The following is a 14,475-nucleotide window of genomic DNA, read 5'->3' as shown; positions in this document are numbered from 1 at the left end:
ATTTATAACTGTAGGATGATTGAATTAGATTATTTGTAACGTTGAGCATAGCGTTCATAATCTTCAAATCGTAGCTTGGCGATCGCACTTCTATTTAAAGTTCGCGCCACAATCCCCTCAGCCCGACCTTTTGCGCCTGCATCCAACGCCACATAAGTTTTCGATATCATTCTCTGGAGTAGCTCATGCGCTTCTTTGATGCTAGTTGGCAAAGATGCAACTGTCGCCAGGCGTGGTGTTAGCTCAAATCCATAATCTTTGGCGGTTTTGCTCAGTTGTGGTTCATCTAGAAATGATTGACCACCATTTTCTCGCCAAATTGATATTTGCTGAAGTGTTTTCTCGAACAGTGTGGCGATATCTGTCAGAATTGCTACATCAAATAACCGCCAAGCAACTTTCTGATCAGCAGTGTATTGTTTGCTAGCAGCAGTAATCTTGCCACCATACAACTCAAGATACACAACATTGAGCCACTCCCCCGTTTTAAAAACGGGGGATTCAGGCATCAGACAGAGATTGCAGTCTGGGACTGTCTAACATCTCCTACGCCTAGAGTCGAACTCCCGACTCTTTGAATATTCAAGCTGGCGTTTTCATCCCTGTCATTTTCAGATTGACATGAAGGACAACGCCAACGTCTAATTGACAAATCTAGGGTTTCTAAAATATGTCCACAGCTAGAACAAGTTTTGCTACTGGGATACCACGGGTCAATGAAAACAAGCAGTTTATTCTTCTTTTTGGCAACCCATTCTAAAATTTTTAGAAATTCACCAAAAGCCAAGTCTGATATTTTTCTGCCCCAAAGTCGTTGCATTCCCTTGAGGTTTAAAGTTTCAAAACAGAGAACATCAAACTCATCTGTTAACTCATGAGCTAGTTTCCAAAACCAATCACGACGACGATTAGAAATATCTTCATACTTGCGTACTAAATTCTTGCGGGCTTCGTCACGATTGGTTGACCCTTTTAATTTTTTAGAATGCTGCCTACTAGCTTTGGTTATAGCGTTTAGAGATTGTTTGAAAAACTGAGGAGAATCAATTTTTGTACCGTCTGAGCAAGTGAGAAACGCCTTCAACCCAAAATCAAAACCAGCGATTTTACCCGTCTTAATCTCGACTTCTGACTTACTACCGTCGTCAACGCCTCGGCTCCGCTCGGCGTTGACCACAACAACCATAAACAATTCGCCTAATGGTGTGCGTTTTATAGTTAGAGTCTTGACTGTTCCCTCTATTTCTCTAGACTTCCAAAATTGATAAATCTTGTTCCCAATTTTGACTCTGTTGCCACCCAAAAACTTATAACCTGCTTGCTTTAGGGTGAATGATTTATATTTCTTGACCTTCTTAAATCCTGGTGGTCTAACCCCCTTCTTATTGTGTTTAAAAAACAATTGGTAGGCTTTCTCAATGCGTTGACAAATATCCTGTACTGCCTGAGAGCCTACGGTCTGCCAAAATGGGTTACGCTTCCGCAGTTTAGCAATATGAGCTTGAAGTTTTGCACAGCGAATGTGTTTGCCCCACATCCGGTAGTAGCGTTTGTGTAGGGCAATACAATGATTGTAGATTACCCCACTCGCGTTAATCATGCGCTTGAGGAATCTATTTCTTTTGTGCTGATACAATTTAAACTTCAGGGTTTTCATGTTAGTATTGTATCATAAATAATGTCATTATGACGGCATGAAAAAAATAACTGTGAGATGCTCAGACGAAGAATACGAAATTCTTGTAAAGTATTGCCACAAGAAGGAGCGTAGCTTAAATGACATCCTTAGAGAACTAATTAGAACCTTGACGGACAAATAAATTTGTTCTATTCGCGGCAGTTGAGCGTAGTCGAAACTTATATCCCCCACTTAAAAGACGTATGAGGAGCAAAACTTATTGGTTTTGCTCCTCATACTTGGGGGCTTTACGCATCACGCACCGTAATACAATCTTGAGACTGAGGTAACAAATCTGCAACACCTTTGAGTGAATTGACAATTCCCAGAGCAGGATTCCCAATTAAATCCCCTTTGGCAAATAATAACTCTTCTCGACTGCCCAAAACATAATTACCATCAGGTAACAGAATAATTCGCGAGTTTGTACCATCTACTTTTTCAGTCAAAATCACTTCACCATCAAAAGTGACGGTTTCTTCCAATAATTTACCCTTTTCTCCTAGAGCATGATACGTGGGAATGCTGGGATATTTAGTCAATGAGTTGAGTTTATTTAAGTCGCAACTCCGTAATGAAAAATCAAAGCTCATACATTTACAATAATCTATACAATACTACAATTGTAGTATTAAGGTAATAAATGTCAATTTTTAATACCAATTCTCCAAAATTAAGCAAAAGATGCAAAGCCTGAAACCCAGGTGGTATCTGACTTTCTTAATTACGTTAGCGTAGCGGGACGTTAGTCCATTACGAATTACGAATTGCGTTAGCGGAGCGGGGCGTTAGCCCATTGCGAATTGCGAATTGGTATTATGTGTCTCAGCCAGATAATGCGCGATAAGCTTTTGGTGTTTGTCCCGTCCATCTTTTAAAAGCGCGGTGAAAAGCACTAGGTTCAGAAAAGCCCAAGAGGAACGCTACATCATAAATTGGAGTGTGAGGAGATTGTAAATACCGTAGGGCTAATTCTTTGCGGGTTTGGTCTAAAAGTTGCTGGTAAGATGTGCCTTCAGCTTGCAATTCTCGCTGTAACTGACGCACACTAATGGCTAAATTTCGTGCTACTGCTTCTATGGGAGGGAGATTTCCCTTGAGTTGTTTGATGATTTCCTGCACAACCTTTCTAGTGTAATCATCCTCTCGATTCATCGCCTCCAGCATGGTTTGTGCGTGTTGTTCAAAGACATTGAGAAGATGAGGGTTAGCTGATAAAATTGACCAATTCAAGCAGTTAGCATCGAAAATGATGCGATTTGTCGGCATAGAAAAATGTAAGCCTGTGGCAAATATGCGTTCATATTCCGAGATGTCATCAGGACGCGGATATTTAAACCAGACTGCTTGAAGTAGAAGCGGTTTTCCTGTTAAAACTGGCGTTGCGGTTAGCAGTGACGCAAAGGTACTCTCAATTGCATATCGTGGTTGTTCAAGTAAGTAATTTTTCACGTCCTCTACAATATCGCAGTCGCAAAATACAAAACCATCAGCCTCAGAAAAATGAATGTATGCGCCTTGACTAAAAAGTCTGGTGTATCGAGAGAGTTTTTCTAGAACTTCCCGATATGTTTGACAGTTGACTAAGACATAACCAACAATGCCAAAAGTCGCGAGATTAAAAGCTTCACCCAAGTGTAAAGCAAAGTTAGCATCTGTGCGCTTGACTACCTCTTGCCACAAAGCATTGTGCAGAGTTCCTGGAACCTGCTGATCAGGCATTTTCAGTAAACTAGGGTCAATTCCCACATCTTGACACAAGCGATCGCCATCAATTCCATATTTCGCTGCGGCGAACTGTACAATACCTCGTGTGATGTAGACGGAAAAGGTGGCTTCTTTCATGTGGGGATTGGGGACTGGGGACTGGGGACACTTCGGCAAGCTCAGTGCATCGCTGGGGATTGGGGATTGGGGACACTTCGGCAAGCTCAGTGCATCGCTGGGGATTGGGGGGTGGACAAGGTAGACAAGGTGGGATTGATTGTCTAAATCAGCACGCTGCTAAACGCCTCGCTTCCGCTAACAGCACTCATTACTTATTACTTATTACTCATTACCCATTACTCAGCACTCAGCACTCAGCACTCATTACTTATTACTCATCACTCATTACTCATTACTCATTACTCATTACTCAGCACTCATTACTTATTACTCATCACTCATTGGCGTGATTAGTCAACTTATTGGCAGGATGTGTCAATTCAGGATTTAGTTGAAAACTTATTGTTTAAGTGTGGTCAGTTAACACTTAAGGGAGTTTTTCAGATGAATCCTATAATTTCTAGACAACAACAGCCAGAAGTAATTGTCAATCCTGTGACTGGCGATCGCATGACTATTTTAGAAAGTGGTGAGGCTTATGCCAAAATCCGCTTTGATTTGCCTCCCCATGCTAAAGGTAGTCCACTGCACTACCATACCCAAATGAGTGAGACTTTTACTGTGATTGCAGGTTGTCTCAAAATGGAAGTTGGTCATAGGGGAAATTGGCGGACGCTATATGCAGGTGAGAGTCTACACGTTCCCGCAGGTGTACATCACAGTTTCCATAATCCTTGTGATCATTGGGTAGCGTTTACTAGTGAAAATCAGCCAGCGACTGGATTTGAGCAGTTTATTCGGGGAATGTATGGTTTAGCGATTGATGGCAAGGTGAATCATGAAGGAATGCCCACCAATCTGCTGCAATTGGCTTTATTACTGAAAAAAGCAGACTTAGTGATTGTCGGTATACCGCTATTTGTACAAACTTTATTAATCGGGATGTTAGAGAAGCTAGCACAGGGAATGAAAGTAGAGCGATCGCTAGTTAAATACTGGAATGGAGGTGCTAAATGAATCGTGCCAATCTAGTTAAAACTACGGGGATATTCTTTATTTTCCTGGTTGTGCTGCTCAATATTCCTTATATATTGCTGATTCAAAACTTTGAGTATGACGACATCCTCAGAGAACCTGTAGATTATGTGTTGCAAAAGTTTCAAGCTGGTGGTGCAGGATTAATTTTGACTTGGTTTATCTTCGGGTTGGCTGCCTTGTTGTTTATTCCCGCCAGCACTCTGCTACACCAAATTATTGCACAGGAGGATACACCATATCTCAAAACTGCGACTTTTATGGGCGCACTTTCGGGAATACTCCAGTCTATCGGGTTAATGCGGTGGGTGTTTGTTGTTCCCATCTTGGCGAACCTATACAACAATCCTACAGATGGTAAGACAACACGGGAAACTATCAGCGTTATCTATCAAGTAGTGCATCAATATGGTGGTGTGGTGATTGGTGAATATCTAGGTCAAACTTTGCTTATATTCTGGACTTTGGGTGTGGGAATGGCAATGCTGCACTCACCTTTATTCAAGTCCTGGGTTGCTTACTTTGAATTGATGATCGTACCTTTGTTAGTGTTAGGACAAAGTGAACTACTAGCAACGGTGATTCCCTCAATGCCAGTGTGGGAATTCACTCCTGTAGGATTTATTTTGTGGGAAATCTGGATACTGATGATCGGAATATCTTTGTTACGAACACCAAAACACAGGATTGCATTCAGAAACTGAGATTAATTACGGAAAAAGCTGCTTTGCTGCAATCGTTGAAATAATCAAGTCTAAAGATTAGTGATCACAAATTAAAATTGGTAAAAATTGGATAACAATACTATTGTTTACTGATTTGCGCCCAACTACTTCCCAGCGAATTACAAATTCAGACTATTAGCAAATTTGTAACCTGCTCCAGTCCAGCACACAGCACAGATTGATTATGCAACGCATAATAAACTCCAGGCAAATCTCGACCATCGGCCGATGGCTAATGATTTCACTTTTGGGTTTACTAGCTTTGATTGCGGCTCATGGGATGGCGTTAATTTATCGCATCCAGCCTGGAGTGTCGCTGTGGTTTCCCCCTTCAGGAGTAGCGATCGCCTTAACTTTTTGGTTTGGCCCTTGTGGTATTATTCTCACTGGCATTGCTGCTTTTTTGATGTCTCCCGCTTGGGGGTTTCATGGTTGGGAACGGGTGATTGCTTTGCCGGATATGATAGAACCTCTGCTGGCTTGGCTATTTTATCGTTATTTTTGGCAAGGTTCTCGCACACTCAATACCCTCAAAGATGTTGCCTTCTTTATTTTCAGCGTACCTCTAATTGCCAGTGCAACTTTAGCGATTGTTGGTAACTTGACTCTGGTGGCTATAGATAAAATGTCAATTACCAACTTAGGGAATAGTATTCCCCATTGGTGGTTAGGTAATGCAATGGGAGTCATGGCTATTACCCCGACGGCTTTGTTAGTGATTACTCCCTATCTGCAATCTCACGGCTGTTTACCCAGTGCTGAACCTGTAAACTCTTCATTTGTTGCGCTTAGTTTCCCACCTTCCCGCCGCTTTCTCTTAGAATTCAGCACCATCATTTTACTTTGTGTGGCGATCGCCTCTCTCACCGTCGCTGAAACTCATGAGGATGGCTTTAGATTTCAGCAATTATCTTTTTTGAGCTTTATCCCGGTAATTTGGGCTGCAACTCGCTTTGGTGTCACCTGTGGGATGTTAATCTCTAGTTTTTGCGTATTGGTGACATTATTCTTTTATTTAGTTGCCTATCCCAACGCCATGTCTTTACCGACATTCCCCGTAGAGGCAGAGGTGCTGCACGTTCACAAGTTGAGTCTATTAGTACAGTGTATTGTCAGTTTATTTGTGGGAATTGCGATTACAGAACGGTCAAAAATTCAAGTAGAGTTAGCAGTAGAAAGAGTCCGACGGGGAGAATATCAAGTCCGTGCAGAATTATCAGAAAAACTCATCCAACTCAATCAATCATTGGCTAAAACCAATACTTCCTTAGAAGAATCCCACCGCGAAAAAGATGAATTACTCCAGCGTGAACAAAATGCGAGAAGTGAAGCCGAAAAAGCCAATCGGTTAAAAGATGAATTTTTAGCCGTGCTTTCCCATGAATTGCGTACTCCCTTAAACCCGATTTTAGGTTGGGCAACCTTATTAAAAAGGAGTAATTTAGATGAGGCTATAAAAATCCGTGGGATAGAAACTATTGAGCGCAATGCCAAATTACAAATTCAACTCATTGAAGATTTATTAGATGTTTCCCGCATCCAACAGGGAAAAATCAATTTAAATATTCAGCCTGTAGATTTAACTAACACAATTTTAGAAGCCCAAGAAACTATCAGGTTAGCAAGGGAAGCGAAAAATATTAGTTTAGAAACAATATTAGATCACAGCATTGGTGTAGTAGCTGGTGATGCTGCTAGGCTACAACAAATTATTTGGAATTTGCTAGCTAATGCTGTCAAATTTACATCTAATGAGGGGAGGATACAAGTTATTTTACAACAAATTAATAACTATGCCCAAGTTCAAGTTAAAGATAATGGTAAAGGCATTAGTGCAGAATTTCTTCCCTATGTATTTGATTATTTTCGCCAAGCTGATGGTACATTAACAAGACAATTTGGCGGACTAGGTTTAGGACTAGCCATTGTTAAGCATCTTACAGAATTGCATGGTGGGACTGTTACCGCTAGTAGTGAAGGCGAAGGGAAGGGGGCAACATTTACAGTCAGATTACCATTAATATCTGATAGACTCCAAATTATGCCAAAAGATGGAGAAAGGAACTGTAATTTCAGTTTGTCTGGTTCATCTATATTAGTAGTGGATGATGATATCGATACAGGTGACTTTCTCACTTACATATTGTCACAATCTGGTGCGAAAGTAACAGCAGTCACATCAGCCGGCGAAGCTTTAGAAGTTATCGCTCAATCTCCAGTTGATTTACTATTAAGTGATATTGGAATGCCAGGAATTGATGGTTATACACTCATGCGATTAATTCGAGCGATGCCTTTAGAGAAAGGGGGCAAAATTCCAGCGATCGCCCTCACAGCCTACGCAGGTGAAATTAACCAACAACGAGCCTTAGATGCTGGGTTTCAAAAGCACTTAGTTAAGCCAATAGAAACAGATATATTATTTCAAGCAATATCAGAAGTCTTAGCGTTGACAGAATCATAATCTATTCATATTCATATAGAAAATTAAATTTTTATGCTAATAAATCAGATTAAAAAAGCAGTAATTCCGGCGGCTGGTTTTGGTACTAGATTATTTCCAGCTACTAAAGTTGTCAAAAAAGAACTTTTCCCGATTATTGACGAAACAGGGAGAGCAAAACCTGTAATTTTAGCAATTGTGGAAGAAGCAATCAGTGCTGGTGTTACAGAAGTAGGTATTGTTGTCCAACCTGATGATGTGGAGATTTTCGCCAATTTATTTCACAATCCACCCACCCCTGAACTTTGGCAAAAACTCTCACCATCCAATCAAGAATATAGTCAATATCTGCAAGAATTAGGTAAGAAAGTTGTCCTATTAACCCAACAAGAGCAAGAAGGGTATGGTCACGCAGTATTTTGTGCTAAAGAATGGGTACAAAATGAGCCATTTTTAGTAATGTTGGGTGATCATGTCTATAAATCTGACATTGATAAATCCTGTACGCGACAATTGATTGAAATTTATCAACAAGTTAATCAAAGTGTAGTTAGCTTAACTACCATGTCGGCTGAAATTATCGGCAAAGCCGGATGTGTAGCTGGAGTATGGCAAGAGTTAAACTCACTATTGACAATCACACAACTAGCAGAAAAGCCAAGTATTGATTATGCACGCCAACATCTCAGAGTAGAAGGTATGGCAAAAGATGAATTTTTATGTGTGTTTGGTCTATATGTATTGACACCAAAAATTTTTGATTTTTTGGCACAAAGCATTGAGGAAAATAGCCGCTATCGTGGTGAGTTTCAGTTAACAACTTGCTTGGATAAATTATGTCAAGCCGAAGGGATGACAGGTTATGTCATACAAGGTAAATGTTTTGATACAGGTTTACCAGACACCTATCGCCAAACCTTAATTGATTTTAGGTGAAATCAACGCATTTTAAGATTATTGGTTGAGGAATTTTACAACTATAGACAAATCAATTTGGTTTTAGTTTTTGGTCAATTTAATTTGACTTATTTCGTTTGAAAGTCTTTTTCAACCGCCTTATTAGTGTTGGAAGATCAAGCTCAATAAACTCCCAATCAAACTTTTTTACAGATACTACATCACCCACAATAGATTCCTTATCTTCTTTCTCATCTTTATTATCTTGAATTGATTGAACCAAAATTTGACCTGAAAGTAATTGCTGTTGAATTAAAGATTGTTGTTGTTGAATAAATTGTTCTTTCTGTTGTATTACTGCACTTGCAAGAGTTAGCTGACTTTGCAAATGGTAGATGTTAGCAACTAAACGCTGCACTTCAATATTAGGTTCAGAAAATGTTACTGCATTTAAAGTTGGATTAGAAGGTAAACGTAAGTAAATACCTAAAGCCGTTTTAATATTTTCTAGAGCTTCTTCTTTATTTTTGGGAATGACAGAAAAAAGGACACTTTCAGCTTTTTCTTTTAGTTCAGCAGTAGCTTCTATTCCAATATCATGTAAAAATTGAACAAAGTATAGTAGATATTGTTCACAAGCCACTTTAACTTCATCAGGAAAATTAAATTTGACTATAACAGCATTAGATTCTGCCTTCAAAGACAGGTTTGTTACAGTTTGCTCGTGAACTTGTTCTAAAACTGATAATAATGCTTCGAGTTCAACTTGAATGGGAAGGCTTTGATTTTGAATCTTAAAGGATACGGCAAAACCGTTTAGAATATCGTCATCATACCAATGTTCGTATTTAAAATCACTTAAATGTTTAGCATGGAGAACTGATATAAATTCTTTGCCATGTTCAGGCATACTCCAAAGTTGCTTCCAGTTATCGTATTGAAACCCAAAACCAAATATTAATTTAAAAAGATTATCAGTGCAAGATAAAGTAATGTCCCTTATATGAAAACTTTCAAATCCATCTTCCCAAGAGAAAGGGTAGGAGAAACTGAACTTTTTGAACAAATGAAGTAATTCTTCAGGAGATAAAATTATAATTTTTTCGTAAAAATCTGTACTAAATGTACTGGCTTCAAGTACACCATCATGTTCGGCAACATATCCCTGTTCTTGATCTATCGGAACTCCATCTATAGTTAATAGATGTTCTTTAAAAAACCCTGAACTCTCTAGACGAATATAACCGAACACCTTATTTTCCTTGACTTAATAATCACTTTATTATTAAGTATAGTCTGTAGGAAATAATAATTAGTGGCATTCTCATACCACGAATACAAGGACGACCACCACACTGTCTGGGGTTGACTGTGATTCTTTGTAATAAGTCTCACAGTCACTAGAACTCCACAAGTGATTACTTTCAGTGTGGTGTCAATTCTTTAAACCGGCACAGCTTGACGCACTTCTATGGGTTCGCCGGTCAAGCTAAAAGCCCGAACTTCGGTTATTTTTACTTTCACCAATTGCCCTTTTAACTCATTAATATCGCCTGTAAAGAAAGTGAGACGATTACCGCGTGTGCGTCCCATGACTTGGGTTTGGTCTTTGGGGTTTTGGTCTTCTACTAAAACTTCCTCAATACGCCCCATGTAACGTTGCGATCGCTCGGCTGCTTTCACGTTCACTAAATGGTTTAATCTTTGTAGGCGATCGCTTTTCACTTCTTCACTCAGTTGATTCTCCCACAATGCCGCAGGTGTACCAGGACGGGGAGAATAAGCAGCAGTATTCAACTGGTCAAAGCCGATATCATCTACTAATTTCAAGGTATTCTCAAACTGTGCTTCCGTTTCCCCAGGGAAACCCACGATAGCATCAGCACTAATAGACGCATCTGGCATATATTGACGAATGGTGTCAATAATTCGGCGGTATTTTTCGTGAGTGTAACCCCGTGCCATTGCTTTTAATAGTTCGTTATCCCCAGACTGAAAGGGAATGTGGAAGTGTTCGCAGACTTTGGGCAATTCTGCACAGGCTTTAATTAATCTCTCAGTAAAATAACGAGGGTGGCTAGTAGCAAATCTAATTCTTTCTACTCCTGGCACATCATGAACGTAATACAGTAAATCTGTAAAGGTGTGCAGGTGTCTTCCTTCTGGTGTGACACCTGGTAAATCTCGTCCGTAAGCGTCAATATTTTGACCGAGTAAGGTAATTTCTTTGTAACCCTGTTTTCCTAGTTGTTCCATTTCAGCGCGGACGGCTTCTGGTGTGCGGGACTGTTCCACACCGCGCACGTTAGGAACTACACAATAAGTGCAGCGTTCATTGCAACCGTAAATCACATTTACCCAAGCTGTAACAGTGCTATCCCGCCGTGCTTGGGTGATATCTTCCATAATGTGGACTGCTTCTGTCGCCACAATTTGATTACCAGCAAAAACTGACTCTAGTAAATCCTTGAGGCGGTTGGCGTGTTGTGGCCCCATGACTAAATCTAATTCTGGGACGCGCCGCAGCAGTGCTTCGCCTTCTTGTTGGGCGACACAACCAGCCACGACTAAAGTTAAATTGGGTTGGTCGTGTTTGCGCTTGGCTTGTCTACCAAGGTAGGAATAGACTTTTTGTTCGGCATTATCCCGAATCGTGCAGGTATTGTAGAGGATGACATCTGCATTGTTGGGATCTTCGGAAAACTCAAAACCCATGTCTTCTAATATGCCAGCCATGCGTTCTGAGTCGGCTTTATTCATTTGGCAACCGAAGGTAGTAATGTGATAGCGGCGGTTAGAAGTGGTCATGGGTAATTGCTGAGTTAGCTAAATGTTCAATATACTTTGTGTTCTTCTCTATTGTATTAGAGTACAAGAAATACAACAGCATTGGGAAAGTGATGTCTGGCAATAAATCACTTTTTTTATAATCAGTTTTGCTAACTAGTTCCAGTTTTAACAGATTACTCTAAAACGTAAGTCTCTAAGTTCTCTAGGGGTATGGTGAAGACGTAATAAATTACTCCTGCACCCAGCAATGTGACAGCGAGACTAGCCAGGAATATCCATCGGTCTGGAGGTTGATAGGTTTCTTGGTCAATATCTTCACGGACTGCAAAATAATGCTGCGTCGAAAGTAGCACTGTTAATACACCCACTACTGCAAAGGCTAACCCTAACTTCCAACCATTACCCGGAGGTTGGGGTGCGAGGGGTGGACGCAGAATTCGCAGGCGCACAATTAAAACACCAAAACCCATGAGTGCAATTCCACTCCGCATCCATGCTAGGTAAGTGCGTTCATTCGCTAAGTGATCACGTACTCTGTCTGATCTATATTTCGGCTTTGGTTTTTCTAACTGATAATCGGTCTCTGTTTCCATAAATCCACAATTCTTGACAAGCTCAGAAAAAATCTCATTGCTTGCTTAATCTACACTATATCGATAGTGATATGATACTATGCAATGAGGAATTTGCATAAATATACGTTTCTTGGCTCCGAATTCCAAATTATCATCCAGAAATAACTAGCTAGTTGGAAATTTTTAATTTCCATGTTTTGACCTTTAATTAAAAAGCATTGTTAAGTTAGGAAACAGTTGGTAAGTACCACTTTTGATAATGATAGATAATCCTAAGTAGATTAATACAAAAGGAAAGAATCTCCGACCGTAGCGCGTGAGAACAGGAGTCATCAAAGGATTGCGAGTCAAATTGTAAGAAAGCAAGCACCAAAGACCGACAGTCAGATAACAAACACACAAAATTACAGTTAAGCTGGGGAGACTACTACTAGCAAATAAGGGGACATAAATACCGATGTTATTGCCTCCATTGGCAATGGTTACAGCAGAAACGCGGTAAGTTTTTGGGTCTTTAAGAGTTGCTAATAATGATTTTTTGTGGCGTTGATGCTTACCGGAATTACCAAAGTCAACTGATACAGACTGTAGGCTATCTTCCCCATTATCTCGATTGAATAAATGACTAATACCAATTATAATTGGCAGAATACCTAACAATCCAATCCAGGCTTCTGGCAGCACTAATCCACCGAAAAATCCTGGTAGACTAGCAAATACTAAGGCGGTAAAACCGACAAATTCTCCAATAATAATATGCTGAGGACGAAAATGATGATTGACTTTGCCAAAGAAAGCTGTCAAGTACAAATTATCATCAAAAGTAGTGGCAAAAGCCGCCGAGATTCCAATAATTAATGTTCCAATTAGCCAACTCATAATCTTTGTTCACAATAATTTAGCAAAATCTCTTGAGAAGAAAATGGAGCTATTCACCATGAATCAAAAACTTGATTTCTTCTGTAAAGGTTGAGCTTGTTTGTTGATGAACTCAATATTATGGTTGAAATATTAATCAGAGCAAATATTCTTTTTTTTTAAATTGATAAATTTAATTTATGGAAATCCGATTTGATTCCTGAAACCATTTGTGTAGAAAGGGAACATCCCAATTTTTATTTAGCAGCTAGAGAATAAATGTCATTGCGATCGCGTAGCGTGGGGTGTCGCAGACAAGCGATCGCTTCACTCTACTTCGTTACGTACCCTTCGGGAAGGCTAACACCTACGCAATGACATTTAAACAAGTGGAATGCTCCAGATTTGTATATTCTGGAGCGACTATAGCTAATGTGACAGCAGTTTCTATTTGTTTAACTTTAAAGGATACAACGGCTCAGATCCGTTTAGCTGCCAAATTCTCAATACCAAGACAGCCGCTACAGTTAGCCAAACACAAGAAAATGATAAGGTGATTCCCGCTAGGGGATTAGTTTGCCAATAAATTGCTGTGACAACTAAAGCAGATAACCAAGGCCCTAAAATCACTACAGGAACAGCAGCACCTAATCTTTTTTCTACAGTAAAAATCGTATTCCAAGTATCACCTAAAGCTAGATGTACAACAAACAAGATAAAAGGTAATGCTAGCAGATGGTGATTCAGTTGCTGCCAAACCAATATAGAAGAAATTACCCGCAAAACAGCAATAATCATCCACACTATGGGAAAGACTAAAGGTGGTGGAGACCATCTTGGTCTGATTACCTGATCATATGTCTGACGAGAACGGGTGTTATCTAAAATAGAAAAGATGCGTGAACGAAGACTTAATAAAGCAAAAAATAATCCAGCCAATAAAGTGCTAACCCAACTAGGAAAAGAAGAACTATTGTCAATCAAGACGATGAGTTTTTCCATCCCCAGTAATGTCAGAACCATCACTCCGATTTGGAGGATAGTTCCTAGCTTATAAACTAAAACAGCTTTGATATCTAGTTCTTGTGTCGTGCTTGATGTGTTGAGAGATTGCTGTGGATTGCTAGCTTTCACACCCATGACTGTGTTCACAAACTTTTCCAGTATGGTGCTATTATTCGATTGGTTCATAGATATGGCTGGCTAGGTGAAGAGGAAGTAACAGCACAAGAACTGCTGATAGTTAAGTATTCATCAAAGCCCGTGACGAGGATTGAACTCGTGACCTCACCCTTACCAAGGGTGTGCTCTACCACTGAGCCACACGGGCGAACTTTGGGTGAATTTCAGATTTTGAATTTACGTGAAATTCAAAATCTAAAATTGAAGGTGGGCCGGGCTGGATTTGAACCAGCGTAGGCGTAAACCAACGGATTTACAGTCCGTCTCCATTAACCACTCGGACACCGACCCGTATGTCCCACGATTTACAATAATAGCAGCAGTTTTTGGGAATGGCAAGGGGTTGGGGAAAAATTTTTTAGTTCGTAGTCAGAAGAGGCAGGGGGCAGGGAGCAGGGGGCAGGGGAGAAAAATACTGAAATTACCCTGCCAAAAGGGTTTCAAGCTCCTAAATTTATTTATGGG

Annotated in this window: 16 protein-coding genes and 2 tRNA genes; 6 read left to right on the top strand and 12 right to left on the bottom strand. The window is 40.1% G+C overall.

Annotated features, from left to right (window positions below; translation table 11 throughout):
* Window positions 1-29: 29 nt before the first annotated feature.
* Both CV014_RS16045 and CV014_RS16040 read right to left on the bottom strand, forming a co-directional pair.
* Window positions 30-464: an RNA ligase family protein gene (locus CV014_RS16045; protein ID WP_236142943.1), complete on the bottom strand. Its 435-nt coding sequence runs from the start codon at window positions 462-464 to the stop codon at window positions 30-32.
* A gap of 44 nt (window positions 465-508) precedes the next feature.
* The gene (locus CV014_RS16040; RefSeq protein ID WP_236142942.1) at window positions 509-1,657 is read right to left on the bottom strand and encodes an RNA-guided endonuclease InsQ/TnpB family protein; all 1,149 of its coding nucleotides are present in this window, start codon (window positions 1,655-1,657) and stop codon (window positions 509-511) included.
* Window positions 1,658-1,694: 37 nt separating this feature from the next.
* Between CV014_RS16040 and CV014_RS30090 the strand changes: the two genes are divergently transcribed.
* Window positions 1,695-1,820 (top strand): ribbon-helix-helix protein, CopG family, encoded by a 126-nt coding sequence (locus CV014_RS30090; RefSeq protein ID WP_268964724.1) that lies wholly within the window; start codon window positions 1,695-1,697, stop codon window positions 1,818-1,820.
* Window positions 1,821-1,926: 106 nt separating this feature from the next.
* On the opposite strand, the gene CV014_RS16035 is transcribed toward CV014_RS30090, so the two are convergent.
* Both CV014_RS16035 and CV014_RS16030 read right to left on the bottom strand, forming a co-directional pair.
* Window positions 1,927-2,271: an RNA ligase family protein gene (locus tag CV014_RS16035; protein WP_236142941.1), complete on the bottom strand. Its 345-nt coding sequence runs from the start codon at window positions 2,269-2,271 to the stop codon at window positions 1,927-1,929.
* Between the two features lie 232 nt (window positions 2,272-2,503).
* Entirely contained in the window at window positions 2,504-3,562 is a 1,059-nt protein-coding gene (locus CV014_RS16030) for an AraC family transcriptional regulator (protein WP_236142940.1), read from the bottom strand.
* 20 nt (window positions 3,563-3,582) lie between these two features.
* On the opposite strand from CV014_RS16030, the gene CV014_RS16025 reads away from it, so the two are divergent.
* The 5 genes from CV014_RS16025 to CV014_RS16005 all read left to right on the top strand — a co-directional run bounded on the left by CV014_RS16025 (window position 3,583) and on the right by CV014_RS16005 (window position 8,644).
* The gene (locus CV014_RS16025; RefSeq protein ID WP_236142939.1) at window positions 3,583-3,855 is read left to right on the top strand and encodes a hypothetical protein; all 273 of its coding nucleotides are present in this window, start codon (window positions 3,583-3,585) and stop codon (window positions 3,853-3,855) included.
* Window positions 3,856-3,949: 94 nt separating this feature from the next.
* The gene (locus tag CV014_RS16020) at window positions 3,950-4,522 is read left to right on the top strand and encodes a cupin domain-containing protein (RefSeq protein ID WP_236142938.1); all 573 of its coding nucleotides are present in this window, start codon (window positions 3,950-3,952) and stop codon (window positions 4,520-4,522) included.
* The gene (locus CV014_RS16015) at window positions 4,519-5,244 is read left to right on the top strand and encodes a DUF4386 domain-containing protein (protein WP_236142937.1); all 726 of its coding nucleotides are present in this window, start codon (window positions 4,519-4,521) and stop codon (window positions 5,242-5,244) included. The genes CV014_RS16020 and CV014_RS16015 overlap by 4 nt, the downstream gene beginning before the upstream one ends.
* A 205-nt stretch (window positions 5,245-5,449) precedes the next feature.
* Window positions 5,450-7,729 (top strand): MASE1 domain-containing protein, encoded by a 2,280-nt coding sequence (locus tag CV014_RS16010; RefSeq protein WP_236142936.1) that lies wholly within the window; start codon window positions 5,450-5,452, stop codon window positions 7,727-7,729.
* A gap of 33 nt (window positions 7,730-7,762) precedes the next feature.
* Window positions 7,763-8,644 carry a sugar phosphate nucleotidyltransferase gene (locus tag CV014_RS16005; RefSeq protein WP_236142935.1) on the top strand — a complete coding sequence of 294 codons (882 nt, stop codon included), beginning with the start codon at window positions 7,763-7,765 and terminating at the stop codon, window positions 8,642-8,644.
* A 79-nt stretch (window positions 8,645-8,723) separates the two neighbouring features.
* Here CV014_RS16005 and CV014_RS16000 read toward each other — a convergent pair whose 3' ends face one another.
* The 8 genes from CV014_RS16000 to CV014_RS15965 all read right to left on the bottom strand — a co-directional run bounded on the left by CV014_RS16000 (window position 8,724) and on the right by CV014_RS15965 (window position 14,301).
* Window positions 8,724-9,857, bottom strand: coding sequence for a hypothetical protein (locus tag CV014_RS16000; protein ID WP_236142934.1), 1,134 nt, complete (start codon window positions 9,855-9,857; stop codon window positions 8,724-8,726).
* Window positions 9,858-9,879: 22 nt separating this feature from the next.
* Window positions 9,880-9,981: a DUF433 domain-containing protein gene (locus CV014_RS15995; RefSeq protein WP_236142970.1), complete on the bottom strand. Its 102-nt coding sequence runs from the start codon at window positions 9,979-9,981 to the stop codon at window positions 9,880-9,882.
* Window positions 9,982-10,048: 67 nt separating this feature from the next.
* Window positions 10,049-11,413, bottom strand: coding sequence for a tRNA (N6-isopentenyl adenosine(37)-C2)-methylthiotransferase MiaB (gene miaB / locus CV014_RS15990; protein ID WP_236142933.1), 1,365 nt, complete (start codon window positions 11,411-11,413; stop codon window positions 10,049-10,051).
* A gap of 155 nt (window positions 11,414-11,568) precedes the next feature.
* Window positions 11,569-11,988, bottom strand: a complete 420-nt coding sequence (locus tag CV014_RS15985; protein ID WP_103136409.1) for a YidH family protein — start codon at window positions 11,986-11,988, stop codon at window positions 11,569-11,571.
* 186 nt (window positions 11,989-12,174) lie between these two features.
* On the bottom strand, window positions 12,175-12,849 hold the full coding sequence (locus CV014_RS15980; protein ID WP_236142932.1) for a cadmium resistance transporter: 675 nt from the start codon (window positions 12,847-12,849) through the stop codon (window positions 12,175-12,177).
* Window positions 12,850-13,275: 426 nt separating this feature from the next.
* Window positions 13,276-14,019 carry a TspO/MBR family protein gene (locus CV014_RS15975; RefSeq protein WP_236142931.1) on the bottom strand — a complete coding sequence of 248 codons (744 nt, stop codon included), beginning with the start codon at window positions 14,017-14,019 and terminating at the stop codon, window positions 13,276-13,278.
* 67 nt (window positions 14,020-14,086) lie between these two features.
* Window positions 14,087-14,158: transfer RNA gene (locus CV014_RS15970), tRNA-Thr, on the bottom strand.
* A 60-nt stretch (window positions 14,159-14,218) separates the two neighbouring features.
* Window positions 14,219-14,301: transfer RNA gene (locus CV014_RS15965), tRNA-Tyr, on the bottom strand.
* Window positions 14,302-14,475 lie beyond the last annotated feature (174 nt).

Origin of the sequence: Nostoc sp. CMAA1605, assembly GCF_021596505.1 — a bacterium.
GTDB lineage: Bacteria > Cyanobacteriota > Cyanobacteriia > Cyanobacteriales > Nostocaceae > Trichormus.
Note: the sequence above shows the minus strand (reverse complement) of the source record. Positions and strands in the feature narration are given on the sequence as shown.